Source organism: Haloferax elongans ATCC BAA-1513, from assembly GCF_000336755.1.
Classification (GTDB): domain Archaea; phylum Halobacteriota; class Halobacteria; order Halobacteriales; family Haloferacaceae; genus Haloferax; species Haloferax elongans.
Genome location: NZ_AOLK01000011.1, coordinates 172,435 through 188,821, shown reverse-complemented (window position 1 = coordinate 188,821; position 16,387 = coordinate 172,435). Strand labels below are relative to the sequence as shown.

The following is a 16,387-nucleotide window of genomic DNA, read 5'->3' as shown; positions in this document are numbered from 1 at the left end:
GAGTTCGATAAGGTGGCAAGATTTAACATCTCGTTCTTCAGTGATTGATTATGGTATTTGCGGCACAAGCGGAGGTCACCCGGGAGACCTTCTGGACGATTAGCCCGGTGGGTGAGGCCCTCTTCTACGGACTCGCCGTTATCGCCTCCCTCGTGTTCCTGTACGGGGTGTACGAACGTGTCGTGCGGTACGCTCGCGGTGGGCCAGACCCGTTCGATAGGCTGTCCGACCTTCCGGGACGGACGGCTCAAGCGACGAAGGAGGTGTTCACGAACGAGAAGCAGTTCGACCGCGACTTCTACGCGGGCGTGATGCACTCGTTCATCCTCTGGGGCTTTCTGACGCTGCTCATCGGGACTGGAATCATCGCTATCGACATCGACATCTGGCGGCGCGTGACGGGGAGTTCCTTCTTCGTCGGTGACTTCTACCTCTCGTACTCCTTCGTCATGGACCTCATGGGGCTCTTGTTCGTCGTCGGCGTCGGGATGGCAATCTGGCGGCGCTACGGTGTCCGCCACCCGCGTCTCTGGGGCAAGCACACGAGCTTCGAAGACGACGCGTTCGTCTGGACGCTCTTCCTGCTCGGCGTCGGGGGCTACGTCATCGAAGCGATTCGCATCGTCGGCACCGAGTTCCCCGACTTCGAGACGGTGAGCTTCGTCGGCTACTTCCTCGCGCTCGTCTTCCAGACCGCGGGGATGAACGCCGAGATGGCCCAGACGCTCTACTGGTTCGGCTGGTGGTCTCACGCGCTGCTCGCGCTGGCGTTCGTCGCGGCGGTTCCCTACGCTAAGCCGCTGCACATGCTCACCTCGTTCGCGAACGTCGTCACCGCCGACGAGAAAGCCGGCCTGCGCCTCCCGAAGGTCCCGGCCGACACGCCGCCGGACGAAATCGGCTACGTCTCCGAAGACGACTTCTCGTGGAAGGCGCTGCTCGACTACGACGCGTGTACGAAGTGTGGCCGCTGTTCCGACGCCTGTCCGGCGAAGGCCTCCGGCCGCAACCTCGACCCGCGTGACGTGATTCTTGACCTGAAAACCTACCGCGACTCGCTCGATGCGGGCGGTGAGTCGGTCGATATCGTCGCCGACGGCGGTACCTCGGTTATCGATGCCGAGTCGATGGAGTCCTGTATGGCCTGTATGGCCTGCATGGACGCCTGTCCGGTCGATATCGAGCACCTCACGCACTTCACCGAGATGAACCGTCGCCTCACCGAGACGGGCCAGCAGCAAGAACCCGTCCAAGAGGCGATGATGAACATCTTCCAGAACGGCAACGCCTTCGGCGACCCACAGCGCAAGCGTCCCGACTGGACCGACGACCTCGACTTCGAGGTGCCGGACGCTCGCGAGGAGTCCGTCGAGTTCCTCTGGTACGTCGGCGACTACCCGTCCTACGACGAGCGCAACCGCGCTGTCGCGCGCTCGCTGGCCCGTATCTTGGAAGAGTCGGGCGTCTCCTACGGCATCCTCTACGAGGACGAACAGCACGACGGCAACGACGTGCGTCGCGTCGGCGAAGAGGGCCTCTACGAGATGCTCGTCGAGGACAACATCGACGCGATGGACGACTGCGACTTCGAGAAAATCGTCTGTACGGACCCGCACTCGTACAACACGTTCAAAAACGAGTACCCCGAGATGGACGAGTCGTTCGACTACCCCGTCTACCACTACACGCAACTCGTGGAGACGCTGGTGAACGACGGCCGCCTCGGCCTCTCCGGGACCGAACTGTCCGCACAGACGGTTACCTACCACGACCCGTGCCACCTCGGCCGGTACAACGGCGAGTACGAGGCACCACGCGAGGTCATCCGTGCGACCGGTGTCGAACTCGCCGAGATGCCCCGCAACCGCGACGACTCGTTCTGTTGCGGTGGCGGTGGCGGTGGCCTTTGGTTAGACCACGAAGAAGAGTCGAAGCCGTCGGAAGAACGCCTTCGCGAAGCCCTCGAAGACACCGAGTCCACTGGGGCAGTCGAGCGGTTCGTCGTCGCCTGTCCGATGTGTGCGACGATGTACGAAGACGGCCGTAAGACCGGTGGCTACGAAGAAGACCTCGACGTCATCGACATCTCGGAACTCATCGTCGAAGCACTCGACGAGAAAGCCGGTGTGACGGGCACGGGGACGACGCCCGCGTCCGCCGACTGAACCGCCTCGCGCCGCAGCTCAGGTCGCGTTTTTCCAGTCCGTTTCGAGCAGTCCGTAGACGACTCTATCGACGTACTCGCCGCGGACGTAGTAGTGGTCGGACTGACGCCCCTCCTGCGTGAATCCGAGCGATTCGAGGAGTCCGCGCGACGGGTCGTTCGTCGCCAACGCACCCGCGACGAGTTTGTGGAGTCGTCGTTCGTCGAACGCGTAGTCGACGAGGAGTTCGGCCGCTTCGGTTCCGTAGCCCTGTCCCTGCGCGTCGGGTTCGAACCACGCCGCGAGTCGCGCCCGTCCGGACTCGTGTTGCACGTCGAACAGCGAGACGAATCCGACCGGGTCGCCATCGACGGTGGCGACGAGGTTCACGCCGCCGTCCTCGGACATGTAGCCCTCGAACTCCGATTCGAGTTGCTCGCGGTTCTGTGGGTGAACGCGCGGCAACCAGCGTCTGATTTCGGGGTCGTTGCGGTGTGTCTGGAGGAAGTCGAGGTCCTCACGCTCGACGGGGCGGAGCGTCACGTCGTCGCCAGCGAGAAAAACGGGACCGGGCATACTCACCGCCTCGAAAAGTGACGGTAAGTGTCTTCTGTTTGATGCGTCGGCCGAGGGGGGTTCGTTATTCGCGCTCGTATTCTTTCTTGAACCCGCGGAACTCGGTTCGGTGGGCTTCCTCGTCGGCCAGGAGCGTCACCGCGAGGTCCTCAGTGACCGGGTCGTTCGCTTCCTCGGCCGCCTCGATAAGAGAGCGGTAGGTCTCGATGGCATCCTCCTCGGCCGTGAGGACGCCGTTGATGACCGAGAGCACATCTGTACTGTCTTCCGGGGGCTGTAATTCGTGCTGGCGGGCTTCGAACGCAGCAGAACCCGGCGGCTTCTCGTCGAGTTGTTTCAGTCGATTGCCGATTTGCTCGGCGTGGGTGAGTTCCTCCTGAATGTCGGTCTTGAGCGACTCTTTGATTTCTTCTGCCCGAACGCCATCGAGGACGATGGAGTTCGTCATATAGTTCATCACTGTCTCGATCTCGTCTTGGTAAGCGCGCTTCAGGAGCGCAGTCACGTCCTCAGACATGGCAATCTCATATTGCCACGCTGGCAACATATACCTGTTCGAGGGGGCGAATTCGTTCGGTTCCTGAACCCAAATATGTCGTTAGAATAACCATATATGTATTGACAACTTTTTCTCAAAAGTATTTTCACATAGTCTATTTATCAGTCAGTGTACAAGCCGTGAGTAGAAATTCGAGGGGCGTCTCCCAAGTGGTTGCGACGATTCTGTTGGTCGCCATCGTACTCATCCTCGCGACGACCGCATCCGGATACTTCTTCCAGTCCGCGGACGGGTACGTAGAACCACAGGACGCCCGCGCCTTCGGTGAGACGTCTGTCGTACTCGGTCCCGAGCACCGGTCGTGGAACGGCTGGAACTCCGCAGGTGGGGAGACGAGAGGTGACATCGACCGTATCACAGTTGTATACAGCCACGGTCCCGTCTTCGAGGGCGACGACATCGGCTCGGTGCTCGTCCGATGGCGCGGCGACGACGGGTCGGGTGGCCACCTTCGGTTCGTCAATCCGAACCGATTCGACGAGGATACCGAACAGCAGTATCACGACGCCGAGGTCGGCGCGTTCTGCACCGGCGACTTCGGAGCCGGAGAGAAACTCGTCGTTCGGATGGTTCACAACCGCTGGCAGACGGCTGGCGAGACGGGGCGCGACGATGTCGGCGTCCGGTACGTCGAATCGAGCTGGAACGACATCGACACCGGCGACGGCCCGTTCTTCAGAACCGACGGCCGATATCCCGTCGCGTACGAAGGCGACAGGCCGATGGAACCCGGCGACACCGTCGAGATTCGATTCTACGGCCCGGAAGACGAGTTGCTCATCGCGGAGACTGAAGCGACCGCGACAGTCGCAGGCGGAAGTCCGACCGAAGTCGATGGAGACGACGTCGACTGCGAGTAGGAGCGGTGTTCAGTCCTCGAATTCGACCAGTTCGACGACGTAGCCGTCGGGGTCCTCGACGAACGCCGCGCGGGCGTCGACCGCCGGAATATCGACCGGCGGTTTCACCACGTCCGGCGATTCGGCCGCGAGGAGGTCCTCGAAGACGCGGTCCACATCGTCGACTTCGATAGCGATGTGGTCGATACCCGCGGGTTCGATACGCTCGGTCGAGGTGCGGTCGTACTTCAGTTGGAGTTCCATGTCGGTGTCGTCGCTGCCGAGGTAGACGTTTCGAACGCCGTCGAGTTCGAACTCGTTGGTCTGTTCGAGACCGAGTTCGGCGTAGAAGTCGAGCGTCGAGTCGAGGTCCGAGACGGTGAGTGCAGTGTGAATGAGACCCATAGAGACGGCAGGCGGGCGAGCGAGATAACGTCTGGTTTCGCCGTCACGTCTGCCGACCGAGGCACAATCGAGGAGTGCGGCGACCCGATACCCTCAGTTCCGGCCTTCGCGTCCGGGGTCGACGTCGATAGCGTCGACGGGGCAGATATCGACACAGAGCATGCAGTCGATACACTGGTCTTCGTTCGTCGGTTCGACCTTCGTCTCGCTGACAGGGTGGTCGGGCGTGTCGACCCACGTGAACACGTCGACAGGACAGTTTTCGAGACACGCGCCGTCGGCGAGACAGATGTCGTAATCGACGGCGACGTGGGTGCCGTGGATGCCGAGTTTCTCCGGCGGTTCGACGGGACCCCAGACGGCCACGCCGTCACCGAACGCGTCGTTCTCTGACGAACGAAGTTCGTCCAGCTTCTCCTCGCTGACTTGCTCGCGGTTCTGGTCGAAGTTCGGGTCGATAGCCATTGACGGGGCGTTGTCTTGGCGTGGTACTAAAGCGTCCGCATCGGAGCCGAAAAACTCCCCGACAGAGCGGGGACAGAGAGGTTGGTTGATGAACGAGAGAGGGTCGCGTGAGCGACCGCAGGAGTTAGCGACGGGTCGCGACGAACGCTGCTGCGACGAGTGCCACGACGGCGAGCGCCGCACCGAATCCGGGAATACCAGTATCAGTAGATTCACCGGACGTGGTCGTCGCCGACTCGTTCGATTCGGTGGTCGTGTTTTCGGTCGGTGTCGTCTCGACTGAGGTCGTCGGTTTCGGCGTTTCAGTCTCCGGTTCACCGATCACCATCAGTTCGGCGTAATGACTCTGCGGAGAGGAGAGGTTCAGGGAGTAGGGATGTTCCGTCTCGACTTCAGTCACCGACTCGTTCCACGTGATGTTCTTGATTTGGTCGCCGTTCGAGACCGAGATGTACTCGCTCGGTGGCTGGTCAGTCGCGGTCAAATCGAGAGTCACGTTCGTCTTGTAGTCGCGGTTCCCGTCGACAAGTTCGAAGGTCGTGTTGTAGGCAGTCTCCCTAGACGACATCTCGACCGTCATCGTTCGACTGGTGTCGAACACGAGCGGAATCGTCACGAGACCGTCCTCGTTAGGTGGCGCGACGTAGCCACTTCTGACTTCTTCAGGGGGTTTGGGCTTAGGCGTCGCCTCAATCGGGTCGGTCGCCGACTCGTTCGTCTCGACGAGGAGCGTCGCCGTGTCGGTCGCGTTGTCTATCGGCCCGGCTTTCATCGGGTATGTGCCGGGGTCGAGCAAGTCCGCGAGGAGGTCGGACTCCTGAGTGACGTTCGAGATAGAGTCGTCGCCGACCGCAGAGATGTACGACGAAGCCGCAGTCTGGCCAGCAGTGCTCGTGTTGAGCGCGACGGTGACGCTGCCGTCACCGTCTTCGTCGACTGCAGTCACGTGGACGAGGAATCCGTTTGGCTCGTTCCCGATGTGGAGGTTCACCGTGTCGTTGGCGTCATCCAACGTGTTCAGCGTGATTTCGATTACTGTTCCTCGGTCACCCGTGAACTCGTCATCGGCGAACTCGGAGTTACCCGACGCGGCCGATACGGGCGTCGCCGCGGACGCCAGAAGCGCCACCACGACGAGCGTCGTTAGCAATTCGATTCGTTTGGAGGGAAACATCGGTACTCTCTTTCTCGATTGCGACCAAATAAGTTACTAAATTGTCATCTATGGAAGGGCCGAAGTCGAGGCGAGCGAGCAGACGAAATCGCCTGACCGTTCTCGGGTCAGCAGACGAGAAGCACACGCGGCGCAAAAAGATAGAACGCGGGTCGAAGAGCGTCAGGACTTACTGACGGGTTGCGACGAACGCTGCTGCGACGAGCGCAACGACGGCGAGTGCCGCACCGAATCCGGGGATACCAGTATCAGTGGATTCACCGGACGTGGTCGTCGCCGACTCGTTCGATTCGGTGGTCGTCGTCTGTTCGGTCGTCTGCTCGGCCGTCGTCTGTTCGGCCGTCGTTTCCGTCGTGGTAGTCGTCTGCGTCGTCTCGTTCAGGTTCTCCTTGACAGAGAGCGTCCCGATGGTCGCGGCGTCTTCGGCACCGACAGGCATGAGTTCGAGGTCGTAGTCGATGCCTGCCTGAAGCGTCGTCGTCGACTCGTTCGTCGAGACGACTTCGAATTCGTCACCGTCGGAGGCGGTGATGTACTCCTGTGGCGAGTCGGCGTCGGACGCAGCATCGACCGACACGGCAGCGTCACCGTCGCCGTCCGCGTCGGTGAGTTTGAGCATCGTGTCGTAGCCGGTTTCGTCAGCTGCAATCAGAACGTTCGCAGTGTCGTTCGAACCGAACTGGACCGGGATTTCGCCGACGCCGTCAGAGGCAGCGTCAGCGACGATGACGGTCTTCTCGAAGTCGAGTTCCGAAGATTCGTCTTCGGACGGCGTCGGTTCGACCGGGTCAGTCGCCGATTCGTTCTCTTTGACCGTGAGCGTCGCCGTATCCGACGAGTTGTTCATCGAACCGACTTTCAGCGAGTAGCTGCCGGCGTCGAGGAGGTCGGTGATGTTGTCGGTCGCCTGGGTGGCGTTCACGGAGTCGTTGTCGACCGCAGAGAGGTACGACGAGGCTTCGACCTGTCCCGCAGTGCTCGTGTTGAGCGCGAGCGTGACGTTGCCGTCGCCGTTCTCGTCGGTCGCAGTCGCGTGGACGAGGAATCCAGCGTCTTCACTCCCGATGTGGACGTCCACCGAGTCGTTGGCGTCGGCCGACGCGTTCACCGTAATTTCGATTACATCGCCCTGTTCGCCTTCGTACGCATCATCTGAGAACTCGTACTGAGCGGCAGCACTCACTGGTGTCGCGACGGACGCGAGGACCACCATGAGGAGGGCCGCAATCGTCAGTCTGTGTGCGTTGGAGGAACGCATCACCTGTCGGTAGCGTGACGATTACTGAAGTAGTTGTTGGAATGTCAATTTGAGCGCGCGTGCTAACGGGCGGAAGGTCGGCTGAAACAGAACAAATTGGCACACATATCAGTAAGCGGTATAGTTCAAAGAATGGTGGAGGGCAACCGTTCGTTACGCCTGCGCGGACTCGATGTGGTCGAGTACGTGCGTGACGTGGTGACGGTCTCTGTCGGGCGCGTCGTCTCGGTAGGCGCGGAGCGCCTCCACGAGGTAGTCGAGTTCGTCGCTGTCGAAGTCTTCGTCTCCCGCTTCGATGCGTGCAAGCAGGTCAACCGGGAGCGTCGGCTCTTCGTCGGCTTCGAGCGCCCGCTCGATGGCTGCGAGCAATGCGGCGTGGACGACCCACGACTCCTCACGCGAGAGGTCGAGCGCCGTCGGACGGTCCTGGGCCGAGGTGGTCATTGGGGCTCTATCGTACCGTATGAGTCGGAGAATAAAAAGGTATGTGTGGTGTTGGCACAGTACACGCACAGGACCGAAAGCGACCCTGTCGCTCGGAACGCGTGTTATTCGAACGCCGGAATGCCGGTCAACTCAGACCCGATGACGAGCGTGTGAATGTCGTCGGTACCCTCGTAGGTGTACACCGTCTCGATGTTCGACATGTGACGCATCGGCGAGTAGTCGGTCGTGATGCCGTTTCCGCCGAGCATCTCGCGGGCCGTTCGCGTCACGTCGCGGGCGACCCGGACGTTGTGGCGTTTCGCCATCGACACCTGTTGGTGCTCTAAGTCACCGCGCTCTTTGAGTTCGGCGAGGCGGTGGGCTTGCAGTTGGGCGTTCGTAATCTGGGTCGCCATCTCGGCGAGTTTGCCCTGCTGGAGTTGGAAACGCGCGATGGGACCGCCGAACTGCTCGCGGTCCTTCGAGTACTGGAGCGCCTCCTCGAACGAGTCGCGGGCCGCGCCGACGACGCCCCACGCGATGCCGTAGCGGGCCTGCGTGAGACACGACAGCGGTCCTTTCATGCCCTCGACGCCGGGGAGCACGTTCTCCTCGGGGACGCGAACGTCGTCGAGGCCGATTTCGCCCGTCACGGAGGCGCGCATCGAGAGTTTGTCGTCGATTTTGTTCGTCGTCACGCCGTCGCGGTCGGTCTCGACGAGGAAGCCGCGAACTGGCGAGTCCTCGGCGGAGACGTCACGCGCCCAGACGACCGCCACGTCGGCGATGGGGGAGTTCGTAATCCACGTCTTCGACCCGTTGAGAACGTAGCCGTCGGCGTCCTGCTCGGCTTTCGTCTCCATGCCCGCCGGATTCGACCCGTGCTGGGGTTCCGTCAGGCCGAAACAGCCGACTGCCTCACCGCTGCCGAGTGCCGGGAGCCACTCTTCTTTCTGCGCTTCAGAGCCGTAGGCGTGGATGGGGTAGATGACGAGCGAGCCCTGCACGCTCGCCATCGAGCGAAGGCCGGAGTCGCCCGCTTCGAGTTCCTGCATCAGGAGGCCGTAGGCGCGGTCGCCGAGACCCGGAAGTCCGTAGCCGTCGAGGTTGGGCGCGTAGAAGCCGAGTTCGCCCATCTTGGGGATGAGGTCCATCGGGAACGTCCCGTTTTCGAAGTGCTCGCCGATGTCCGGTTTCACCTGCTCTTCGACGAATCGACGTGCCTCGTCGCGGACCAGTTTCTCTTCCGACGACAGGTCCTCCTCCATTCCGAGATAATCCAGCATGATAGACCGTGTGATTGGGTCGGTGAAAAGCGATTCGCTCACACACGACAGGAACGCCGTCTCCGAATTACCGACAGAAATTTATCATTTTTCGATATACTTCGGAGGCATGCGTTGGGTCACGATACCGTCAGCTCGGACGACGACTCTCTACGCGCTCTTTGTCCTCATCCTGCTGGGTGTAATGGAGGTGACCTGGGGACGGGGAGTAACCCTCGGAATCATCGCAGTAATCGTCGCCGTGGGCCTCGGTGTGTTTACTGAGCGAGTCGAACGGCCGTCAGAAGTGGAACGGGACGGCTCGCCCCAAAACAGTCGAGACCCCATCGACACGCTCCAACAGCGCTACGCCGCTGGCGAACTCACCGACGAGGAGTTCGAACGCCGACTCGACCGACTGTTGGAAAGCGACGAGAAAAGAAACCGAGACGATACAGAAACGAGCCGAGACCGAATCAGCGAATTCGAATAACGTAGTCGGCCGGTCCGACGCAGGCTACCGGTTCTCCGCTTAAGCCGCCGATTCGACCGTCTCCGACTGGACGCGGTCGACGTAGGCGACGAAGTTGTCGAACAGGCGCTTTGCCTCACAGGCGGCGTCGTAGTTTTCGGGTGTGATGTCGTCGATGACGGCCTGAATCCGCTCGTCGGGAAGGAAGTCCTTTTCGCGTGCGATTGTCTCGGCGGTCGTCGTGTCGTACTCGGGGTGGAACTGCACACCCAGCGCGTGGTCTCGGCGGAAGGCGTGGACACCGTACTCGTTTTCGGCGAGAAGGTCTGCACCGGGTGGGAGTTCGGTCACGACGTCGCCGTGGGACGTGAAGACCGTAAAGCGGTCGTCGATACCCGCAAACAGGTCGTCGTCTGCCGTGCGAGTGATTTCGCTGTATCCCAACTCGAACTCGTCCATATCCTCGACGGTCCCTCCGAGCGCGGCGGCGAGCACCTGATGCCCGAAGCAGACGCCGAGAATCGGGAGGTTGCGGTCGTCGGCGTCCGCGACCCACGAGACGAGGTTCGCAATCCACTCGTCGTCCCAGTAGACAGAGGAAGACGAGCCGGTGACGACCACGCCATCGAAATCGAAGTGCGAGGGGAGGTGGTCGTCGGTCGCGTCGAACTCGACGAGGTCGGCGTCGAGTTCGCGTCTGAAGTTCCGCGAAGTGTTGTCGTCGCCGTGCGACGCGTCGAGGAAGGCGAGTCTCGGTCGATTCATTGGCAGAATACAGACGATAGGGATGGAAATGCGTTGCGTCTAAGCCGGGTTCTGCCGGAGTTCGTGACGGCCGAATGGTAGAGACACGTCCCTACGGGAACTCCTCAGACCGCCTCGGTGTGATTCCGTCGGGATTGAGCGCGTATCGAACGCCGTAGTATCCACTGACGATGACGAGCGTGCCAGCAGACCAGACGACTGCCGTGGAACTCAGCCCGAGCATGGCGATTCCGAGGACGGCAAAGGAGACGACCGCAAGCGCGCTTCCGCCGGGTGCCCGGAAGTCAGGCGAAACGTCAGTTCGGTAGTATCGAAGCCCGAGGAACGACAGGATGTTGATGGCGTACGGGATGCCGGTCCCGACGACCGCGCCGACGACCAGCAGTTGGTAGAAATAGCTGGGGACGCTGGCGAGGACGGCAGCGACACAGCCGATACCGAGGATGCCGACCCACGGAACCCGGAAGCGAGTACTTGTCGTGCTGAACATCGACGGGAGCGTGCCATTTTCGCCAAGCGCGTAGAGCACGCGTCCCGCGCTCAGAATCCCGACGAGCATCGTCGTGAAGATGGCGCTAATGGCACTGAGTGCGAGAAGCGAGCGGAGCCATGCGACCCCCATCAGTTCGGTCGCGACGCGGAGCGGGGCAGTTATTGCCACGTTACCCGCCGTGAACTGCGAGAGTGGGACAACGCCGTGAACGAGCGCGACGAGGGCCGTATAGAGGAGCGTGGTCACGACCAACGAGACGACGATTGCTCGCGGCACCGTGCGAGACGGGTTTTCTATCTCTTCGACCACGGAGGGGATGACCGTCCACGCCCCGTAGGACGTGAGTGCGACCTGCACGGCCGCGAAGAACTTCATCGGCCCGCTCACGGCGAGTGGTTCGTAGTGCCCGAGTTGGACGTGGGACGCGCCGACGCCGAGGAACAAGAGCAAAATCGTGAGGACGACGCCAGTCAAGAGCAAATTCGTTCGGCTGGTGACGCCGACACCGAGGAGGTTGCTCAGCGTCGCCAACCCGATTGCCCCGAGCGCGACGACGCCGGGATTTCCGGCGGCCGCCGGGAGTATCACCGCGAGGTAGTCGGGTATCGAGAGCGCCGAAATCGTAATCGCGAGAATCCAGCCAATCGTGTACCCGATTCCTTCGAGGTAGCTCGCAAAGGCACGGACCTGCGGGTGCGGCCCCAACGTCTCGAACGGGAACACTGCGACCGACCCTGCCTTCGGGAACGCGAGTGTGAGTTCAGCGTAGCAGAGACCGAGCGCGAGCATCAGTATCCCGGCGAGGAACCACGCGCCAATCGACGCGGAACCGACGAGCTGTCCCGTGGTTCCGGGGAAGATGAAAATCGCTGCCCCGGCCATTCCGCCGAGACTCAAGACGATACAGTCGAGCAACCCGAGACTGTCTTCGAAGTCCGAGCCTGACGCTCCCGTCATCGGCCTCGCACCCACTGTCCACTATCGTCGTCGACTCCGAACATGTCGTTTAGTTTCGCCGACCGCCATTTCATATTAATTATGGTTCTCAATTTTGATACAATGTTGGCGAGTCGCTGGCGACAGCGACATCTCACGAGTAGTCGGTCGCAACCGCATAGAAAGAAGCAGCGCGTCTCAGTCGTCGAGTGAGTCGAGGAAGCTGACGAGGGTGTCGTTGACGACTCGGGACTGCTCGACGATGGCGAGATGACGGGCACCGGCAACCGCTTCGAACTCTCCTTTGGGGAGTTCCTCGGCCAATTCTCGGCCGTCTTCGACCGGCCATACCGGGTCGTCGCTCCCGTGGACGACCAGCGTCGGCACCGTCACCTCGTACAGCGGGCCAGCGTCGTAGTTGGCGAGCGCGGCAGTCTGTGCCGCCCACGCGTCGGGCGCGGCGTCTTCCATCCCGCGCCAGTCGACGATTTGGTCCACGACATCGGGCTGTTCAGTGCGGAACTCCTCGGAGAGCGCGGGGATGAGCGACGCGCGGAGGGCGTCAGGGTCGTCCGGTGCGCCGTACAGCGGGGCCGGGTCGATGTCTGCGCCGGACGACGCGGTGTTACACAGCGTGAGACTCCGAACTCGTGACGTCGTGCGGGCGGTTTCGAGCGCGACGAGTCCACCGAGGCCGAGGCCGACGAGGTGGGCTTTCCTGACGCCGGCGTCTCTGAGGACTTCGACCACGTCGTCGACCAGCGTCTCGACCGAATACGGGCCAGCGGGAGCGTCGGAGCGTCCCGAGCCACGGAGGTCCATCACTAGACTCTCGTACGGGCCCGCGACGGCGGCGTGTTGCCAGCCCCACTGCCACGCGCCATAGCCCGCGTCGCCGACGAATGCGACAGTTTCACCCTCGCCATCAGAGTCGTAGAAGAGTTCGACACCGTCGGATACTGCGGTAGGCATACTCGTCGCTCCACCTGCGAGCGACTTAGTGTATCGGTCTCACGTCCGGCCTAGAGTGGAAGCGTCTATCGCGGGCGAATTTGCCATTCGTCCCCGTCGGTTCGTTCGGCAGTCGCGTCGAACAACGATGCGATACTCCGCACCGTCTGTTGGTCCTGCGTCAGCGGGTCGAGGAAGGCGATACCGTATCCGCCGATATTGGCGATTCGCGTCGTCAGCGCGTGAAGAAACTGGTACAACGGCTGTAACTGCGTGTACTGAAACAAGACCGTAAGCGAGTCGAGGACGACACACGGAGTCGCCGCCGTCTCTTCGCCCCACGTGTCGAGCAGTTTCGTCGCCTCGACGCCGATACCGGTCAGGTCGGCGGGTGACCGGACCTGCTGTATCATCTCCGCGTCGAACGAATCGACAGACCTCGCGTCCGTCGTGACGACAGCGAGTGCCGACGGTTCGAATCCGAGACGACGACCCCATTCGGTGGGTGTTTCGGTCCCCCGCGGTGAGAAATCCAAGGCGATAAGCCGAACGTTGGACCCGTTTACGAGCCCGCCTGTGGGTGCCGACACACCACCGTCGAGGACGAGTACCGTCTGCAACTCTTCGCTACCCAATCGGTCCATCACTATTGTCACCCCTTCGACTAGTGTACGTTCTCATAGACTTGAAACTACGTACTCGTGGGGGGTATCTGAACGATTATTCCCGACTACGTACCAGAATGTAGCTGATGGAACCACATTGTTGGTATTTCTATACCAAAACGTGAGAAACGAAAGCGGCCTGTGGTCTACGCGTTCAACACTGTCCGGAGGATGTCTGGAGCCTCGTCGAGCACGTCGTCGAGGGCGTCGACGTCGGGACCGCCGCCCTGCGCGAAGTCGGCCGGGCCGCCGCCGCCGCCGCCGACTTTACCGGCGAGTTCACCGACGACCTGTCCGGCGTTGATGCCGACATCGTCGGGGACGCCGACGACGAACTGGGCGCTGCCACCGGCCGCAGAGCCGAGCACGGCGACTTTGCCTTCTTCGACGAGCGCGTTCGCGGTTGCGCGGAGTTCGTCAGCGTCACTGTCGAGTCGCTGAATCACGGCGGGCGTCCCGTCGATGTCGATGTCGTCGGCACCCGCGGCGGCGCGCGCCTCGGCGAGTTCCGTCTTCAAGCGGTCGATGGTCTTGCCGCGCTCTTTCCACTCGGTGAAGAAGCGCTCGGCTGTCTCGGGGATGTCCTCGGCGTTCACGTCGAGCACCTCGGCGGCCTCGTAGAGGGAATCTTCGGTGCGCTGGCTCGCCTCGATGGCGGCGTCACCAGCCGCGAAGACGACGCGCTCGACGCCGTCCTGCACGGGTTCCGTGTTCAGCACTTTGATAGCGCCGATGTCGCCGGTGCGCTTGACGTGGGTCCCACCGCAGGCCTGCACGTCGTCGCCGACGTGGATGAGGCGAATCTTCTCTCCCGGCGGGATACCACCCTGATAGAGGTCGAAGCCGTGTTTCTTCTCGGCGTCGCGGCGGTCCGGCCACTCCTGTTTGACCGGGATGTTCCGCATCACGAGTTCGTTGGCGACGCGCTCGATTTGCTTGACCTCCTCGCGCGTGATGCGCTCGTAGTGCGTCACGTCGAGGCGCGAGCGGTCGACGCCCTTCGAGGCACCGGCCTGCCGGATGTGGTCGCCGAGGACCGTCCGAATCGCGTGGCCGATGACGTGAGTCGCGGTGTGGTGTCGCATCAGGCGACGGCGACGCTCGACGTCGAGTTGGCCGCGGATGAACTCGCCCTTTCCGGGGTCGCCGTCGGTACGGTGGAGCACCACGTCGCCTTCGATTTGCACGTCAGACACTTCGACCGTCGTGTCGTCGGTCGAGAGCGTCCCGTGGTCGGCGGGTTGGCCACCGCCTTCGGGGTAGAACATCGTCTGGTCGAGGACCACGTCGTAGCCCTCCTCGCGCTCGAACACGTCGAGGACGACAGCCTCGAACTCCGTGCGCTCTTGGTCGTCGTAGTAGAGTTTGTCCGTCTCGGGCAGGTCGCCGAGGCGCTCGTCGCGGTCGCTCGCTGCGGTCCCCGCATCGACTTGCTCGTGGCGGTCGGCGACGAGCGAGTAGAAGTCGTCGGGGATGTCGACGGTCGCACCGCGCTCTTCGGCGATTTCCTGTACCATGTCGGGCTGGATGCCGTGGGAATCGTACAGTTCGATGAGGTTGTCGACCGGAATCGGCTCGTCTTTGTCGGCGTAGTCGTCGGCGAGTTGCTGGACCTTCCGCGACCCGCGTTCGAGCGTCTTTCTGTACTTGCGCTCTTCGCTGCGGACGATATCGCGGATGGTGTCGCGGTTCTGGTAGTCCAGGCGCTCGGCCTGCATGTCCACGAGTTCGTCCAGCGGCGCGTCGACGCCGAGGTTGTCCACGAGGCGCTTGGTGCGACGGAGGACCATGCGCGCGAGGTAGCCCGTTCCGACGTTCGAGGGGACGATGCCGTCGCCGAACATGTACGCGAGCGTGCGGCAGTGGTCAGCGATGGCGTAGATGTCTTCGAGCGGGCGGAGCAGCGAGGTGAGTTCTTCACTGTCGACGCCGAGTTCGTCGGCGACTTCCGCGCGGGCGGTCGCGAGGTCGTCGATTTCGTCGATGTCGAGGTGTCCAGAGAGCTTCGCCGCGCGGTGGATGAGTTCCTCTTCGTCGTCGGTGTGCTCGATGCCGACGTTGTCTTTGAGGAAGTCGATCATGTCGGGGTAGACGGCCTCGTAGACCGTCGGCGTCCCCTGCGACACCCACGTCCACCGTTCGAGTCCGTAGCCGGTGTCGACGATGTAGGTGTCCATCGGCGAGTAGGAGTTGCCGTCCTTGAGTTCGTACTCGCCGTCGGGGTCCTGCTTCATCGACATGAAGACGAGCGTGGCGAGTTCGGCACCGCGGTAGAGCACCTCGAAGGCAGGACCGGCGTTGCCGCCGCCGACCCACGGGTCTTCGATGTACGTGATTTCGGAGATGTCGGCACCGAGCGACTCGAAGAATTCGTCGCAGAGGCGGACCGTCTCGTCTTTCCAGTAGACTTCGCCCTCGTAGGCGTACTCGTCGCCAGCCTCCTCGCGGGCGTTGAACGCGTGGTGCGCCATCATCTCGAAGGCCATCGTGTGGCGGCCGGTCTTCCCCACGTTGTCGATGTCCTGCATGCGGATACAGGGCTGTGAGATAGTCAGGGGGTTCGCCGGCGGCGGCGTCTCACCCGAGGTGACGAGTGGCTGGAAGTCGTAGATAGATGCCTGCGTCAGAAGGACGTCGTCGCGCCAGCGGTTCGCTGCGACTGGGTAGGGGTTGATGCGCTCGTGGTCGTGGTCCTCGAAAAACGAGAGGAACTTTTCGCGCATTTCCTCCAGCGTGTACTCCTCGTCGAATCCGGGGTTGTCGATGAAGGTGTAATCGTCCGCTGGCGGTTCGCCACAGGTCTCTCGGTCAGGGTCACGGGTCCAGAAGTAGACACCCGTCACGGGGCACTGCTTCCGGTAGAAGCCCTCCTCCTCGAAATAGTCGAGGCGGTACTCCTCTTCGAGTTCGCTCATTGCCAAAGTCTGGTCTACCGTTGGGTAAAACAGTTCCGGGAAATAGACGCAGACGCCCGATTCCGGCCAAATTCGCCCA

At 62.0% G+C, this 16,387-nt stretch carries 16 protein-coding genes; 3 read left to right on the top strand and 13 right to left on the bottom strand.

Annotation, left to right across the window (positions count from 1 at the left end):
- The first annotated feature begins 50 nt into the window (after window positions 1–50).
- Window positions 51–2,165, top strand: coding sequence for a (Fe-S)-binding protein (locus C453_RS03255; RefSeq protein WP_049907485.1), 2,115 nt, complete (start codon window positions 51–53; stop codon window positions 2,163–2,165).
- A gap of 18 nt (window positions 2,166–2,183) precedes the next feature.
- On the opposite strand, the gene C453_RS03250 is transcribed toward C453_RS03255, so the two are convergent.
- A complete protein-coding gene (locus C453_RS03250) occupies window positions 2,184–2,720 on the bottom strand; it encodes a GNAT family N-acetyltransferase (RefSeq protein ID WP_008322682.1) in 537 nt (178 codons plus the stop codon).
- Window positions 2,721–2,784: 64 nt separating this feature from the next.
- Entirely contained in the window at window positions 2,785–3,237 is a 453-nt protein-coding gene (locus tag C453_RS03245) for a ferritin-like domain-containing protein (protein WP_008322681.1), read from the bottom strand.
- A 161-nt stretch (window positions 3,238–3,398) separates the two neighbouring features.
- Between C453_RS03245 and C453_RS03240 the strand changes: the two genes are divergently transcribed.
- Window positions 3,399–4,139: an archaellin/type IV pilin N-terminal domain-containing protein gene (locus C453_RS03240; RefSeq protein ID WP_241430660.1), complete on the top strand. Its 741-nt coding sequence runs from the start codon at window positions 3,399–3,401 to the stop codon at window positions 4,137–4,139.
- Window positions 4,140–4,148: 9 nt separating this feature from the next.
- Here the strand turns inward: C453_RS03240 and C453_RS03235 are convergent, their stop codons facing one another.
- The 6 genes from C453_RS03235 to C453_RS03210 form a co-directional block, all read right to left on the bottom strand.
- A complete protein-coding gene (locus C453_RS03235) occupies window positions 4,149–4,523 on the bottom strand; it encodes a VOC family protein (protein WP_008322679.1) in 375 nt (124 codons plus the stop codon).
- A 93-nt stretch (window positions 4,524–4,616) separates the two neighbouring features.
- A complete protein-coding gene (locus C453_RS03230) occupies window positions 4,617–4,988 on the bottom strand; it encodes a 4Fe-4S dicluster domain-containing protein (RefSeq protein WP_008322678.1) in 372 nt (123 codons plus the stop codon).
- Between the two features lie 124 nt (window positions 4,989–5,112).
- The gene (locus C453_RS03225) at window positions 5,113–6,162 is read right to left on the bottom strand and encodes a DUF7827 domain-containing protein (RefSeq protein WP_008322677.1); all 1,050 of its coding nucleotides are present in this window, start codon (window positions 6,160–6,162) and stop codon (window positions 5,113–5,115) included.
- Between the two features lie 169 nt (window positions 6,163–6,331).
- On the bottom strand, window positions 6,332–7,420 hold the full coding sequence (locus C453_RS03220; protein WP_008322676.1) for a DUF7827 domain-containing protein: 1,089 nt from the start codon (window positions 7,418–7,420) through the stop codon (window positions 6,332–6,334).
- 153 nt (window positions 7,421–7,573) lie between these two features.
- On the bottom strand, window positions 7,574–7,864 hold the full coding sequence (locus C453_RS03215; protein ID WP_008322675.1) for a DUF7853 family protein: 291 nt from the start codon (window positions 7,862–7,864) through the stop codon (window positions 7,574–7,576).
- 104 nt (window positions 7,865–7,968) lie between these two features.
- On the bottom strand, window positions 7,969–9,132 hold the full coding sequence (locus C453_RS03210; protein WP_008322674.1) for an acyl-CoA dehydrogenase family protein: 1,164 nt from the start codon (window positions 9,130–9,132) through the stop codon (window positions 7,969–7,971).
- A 109-nt stretch (window positions 9,133–9,241) separates the two neighbouring features.
- On the opposite strand from C453_RS03210, the gene C453_RS03205 reads away from it, so the two are divergent.
- The gene (locus tag C453_RS03205; protein WP_008322673.1) at window positions 9,242–9,604 is read left to right on the top strand and encodes an SHOCT domain-containing protein; all 363 of its coding nucleotides are present in this window, start codon (window positions 9,242–9,244) and stop codon (window positions 9,602–9,604) included.
- A gap of 39 nt (window positions 9,605–9,643) precedes the next feature.
- Here the strand turns inward: C453_RS03205 and C453_RS03200 are convergent, their stop codons facing one another.
- The 5 genes from C453_RS03200 to alaS all read right to left on the bottom strand — a co-directional run bounded on the left by C453_RS03200 (window position 9,644) and on the right by alaS (window position 16,308).
- Window positions 9,644–10,348, bottom strand: coding sequence for a type 1 glutamine amidotransferase (locus C453_RS03200; RefSeq protein WP_008322672.1), 705 nt, complete (start codon window positions 10,346–10,348; stop codon window positions 9,644–9,646).
- Between the two features lie 91 nt (window positions 10,349–10,439).
- Window positions 10,440–11,798, bottom strand: a complete 1,359-nt coding sequence (locus C453_RS03195; RefSeq protein WP_008322671.1) for an APC family permease — start codon at window positions 11,796–11,798, stop codon at window positions 10,440–10,442.
- 177 nt (window positions 11,799–11,975) lie between these two features.
- Entirely contained in the window at window positions 11,976–12,749 is a 774-nt protein-coding gene (locus C453_RS03190; RefSeq protein WP_008322670.1) for an alpha/beta fold hydrolase, read from the bottom strand.
- Between the two features lie 65 nt (window positions 12,750–12,814).
- A complete protein-coding gene (locus tag C453_RS03185; RefSeq protein WP_008322669.1) occupies window positions 12,815–13,372 on the bottom strand; it encodes a DUF7504 family protein in 558 nt (185 codons plus the stop codon).
- A 167-nt stretch (window positions 13,373–13,539) separates the two neighbouring features.
- Entirely contained in the window at window positions 13,540–16,308 is a 2,769-nt protein-coding gene (gene alaS, locus C453_RS03180; protein ID WP_008322668.1) for an alanine--tRNA ligase, read from the bottom strand.
- Between the last annotated feature and the right edge of the window lie 79 nt (window positions 16,309–16,387).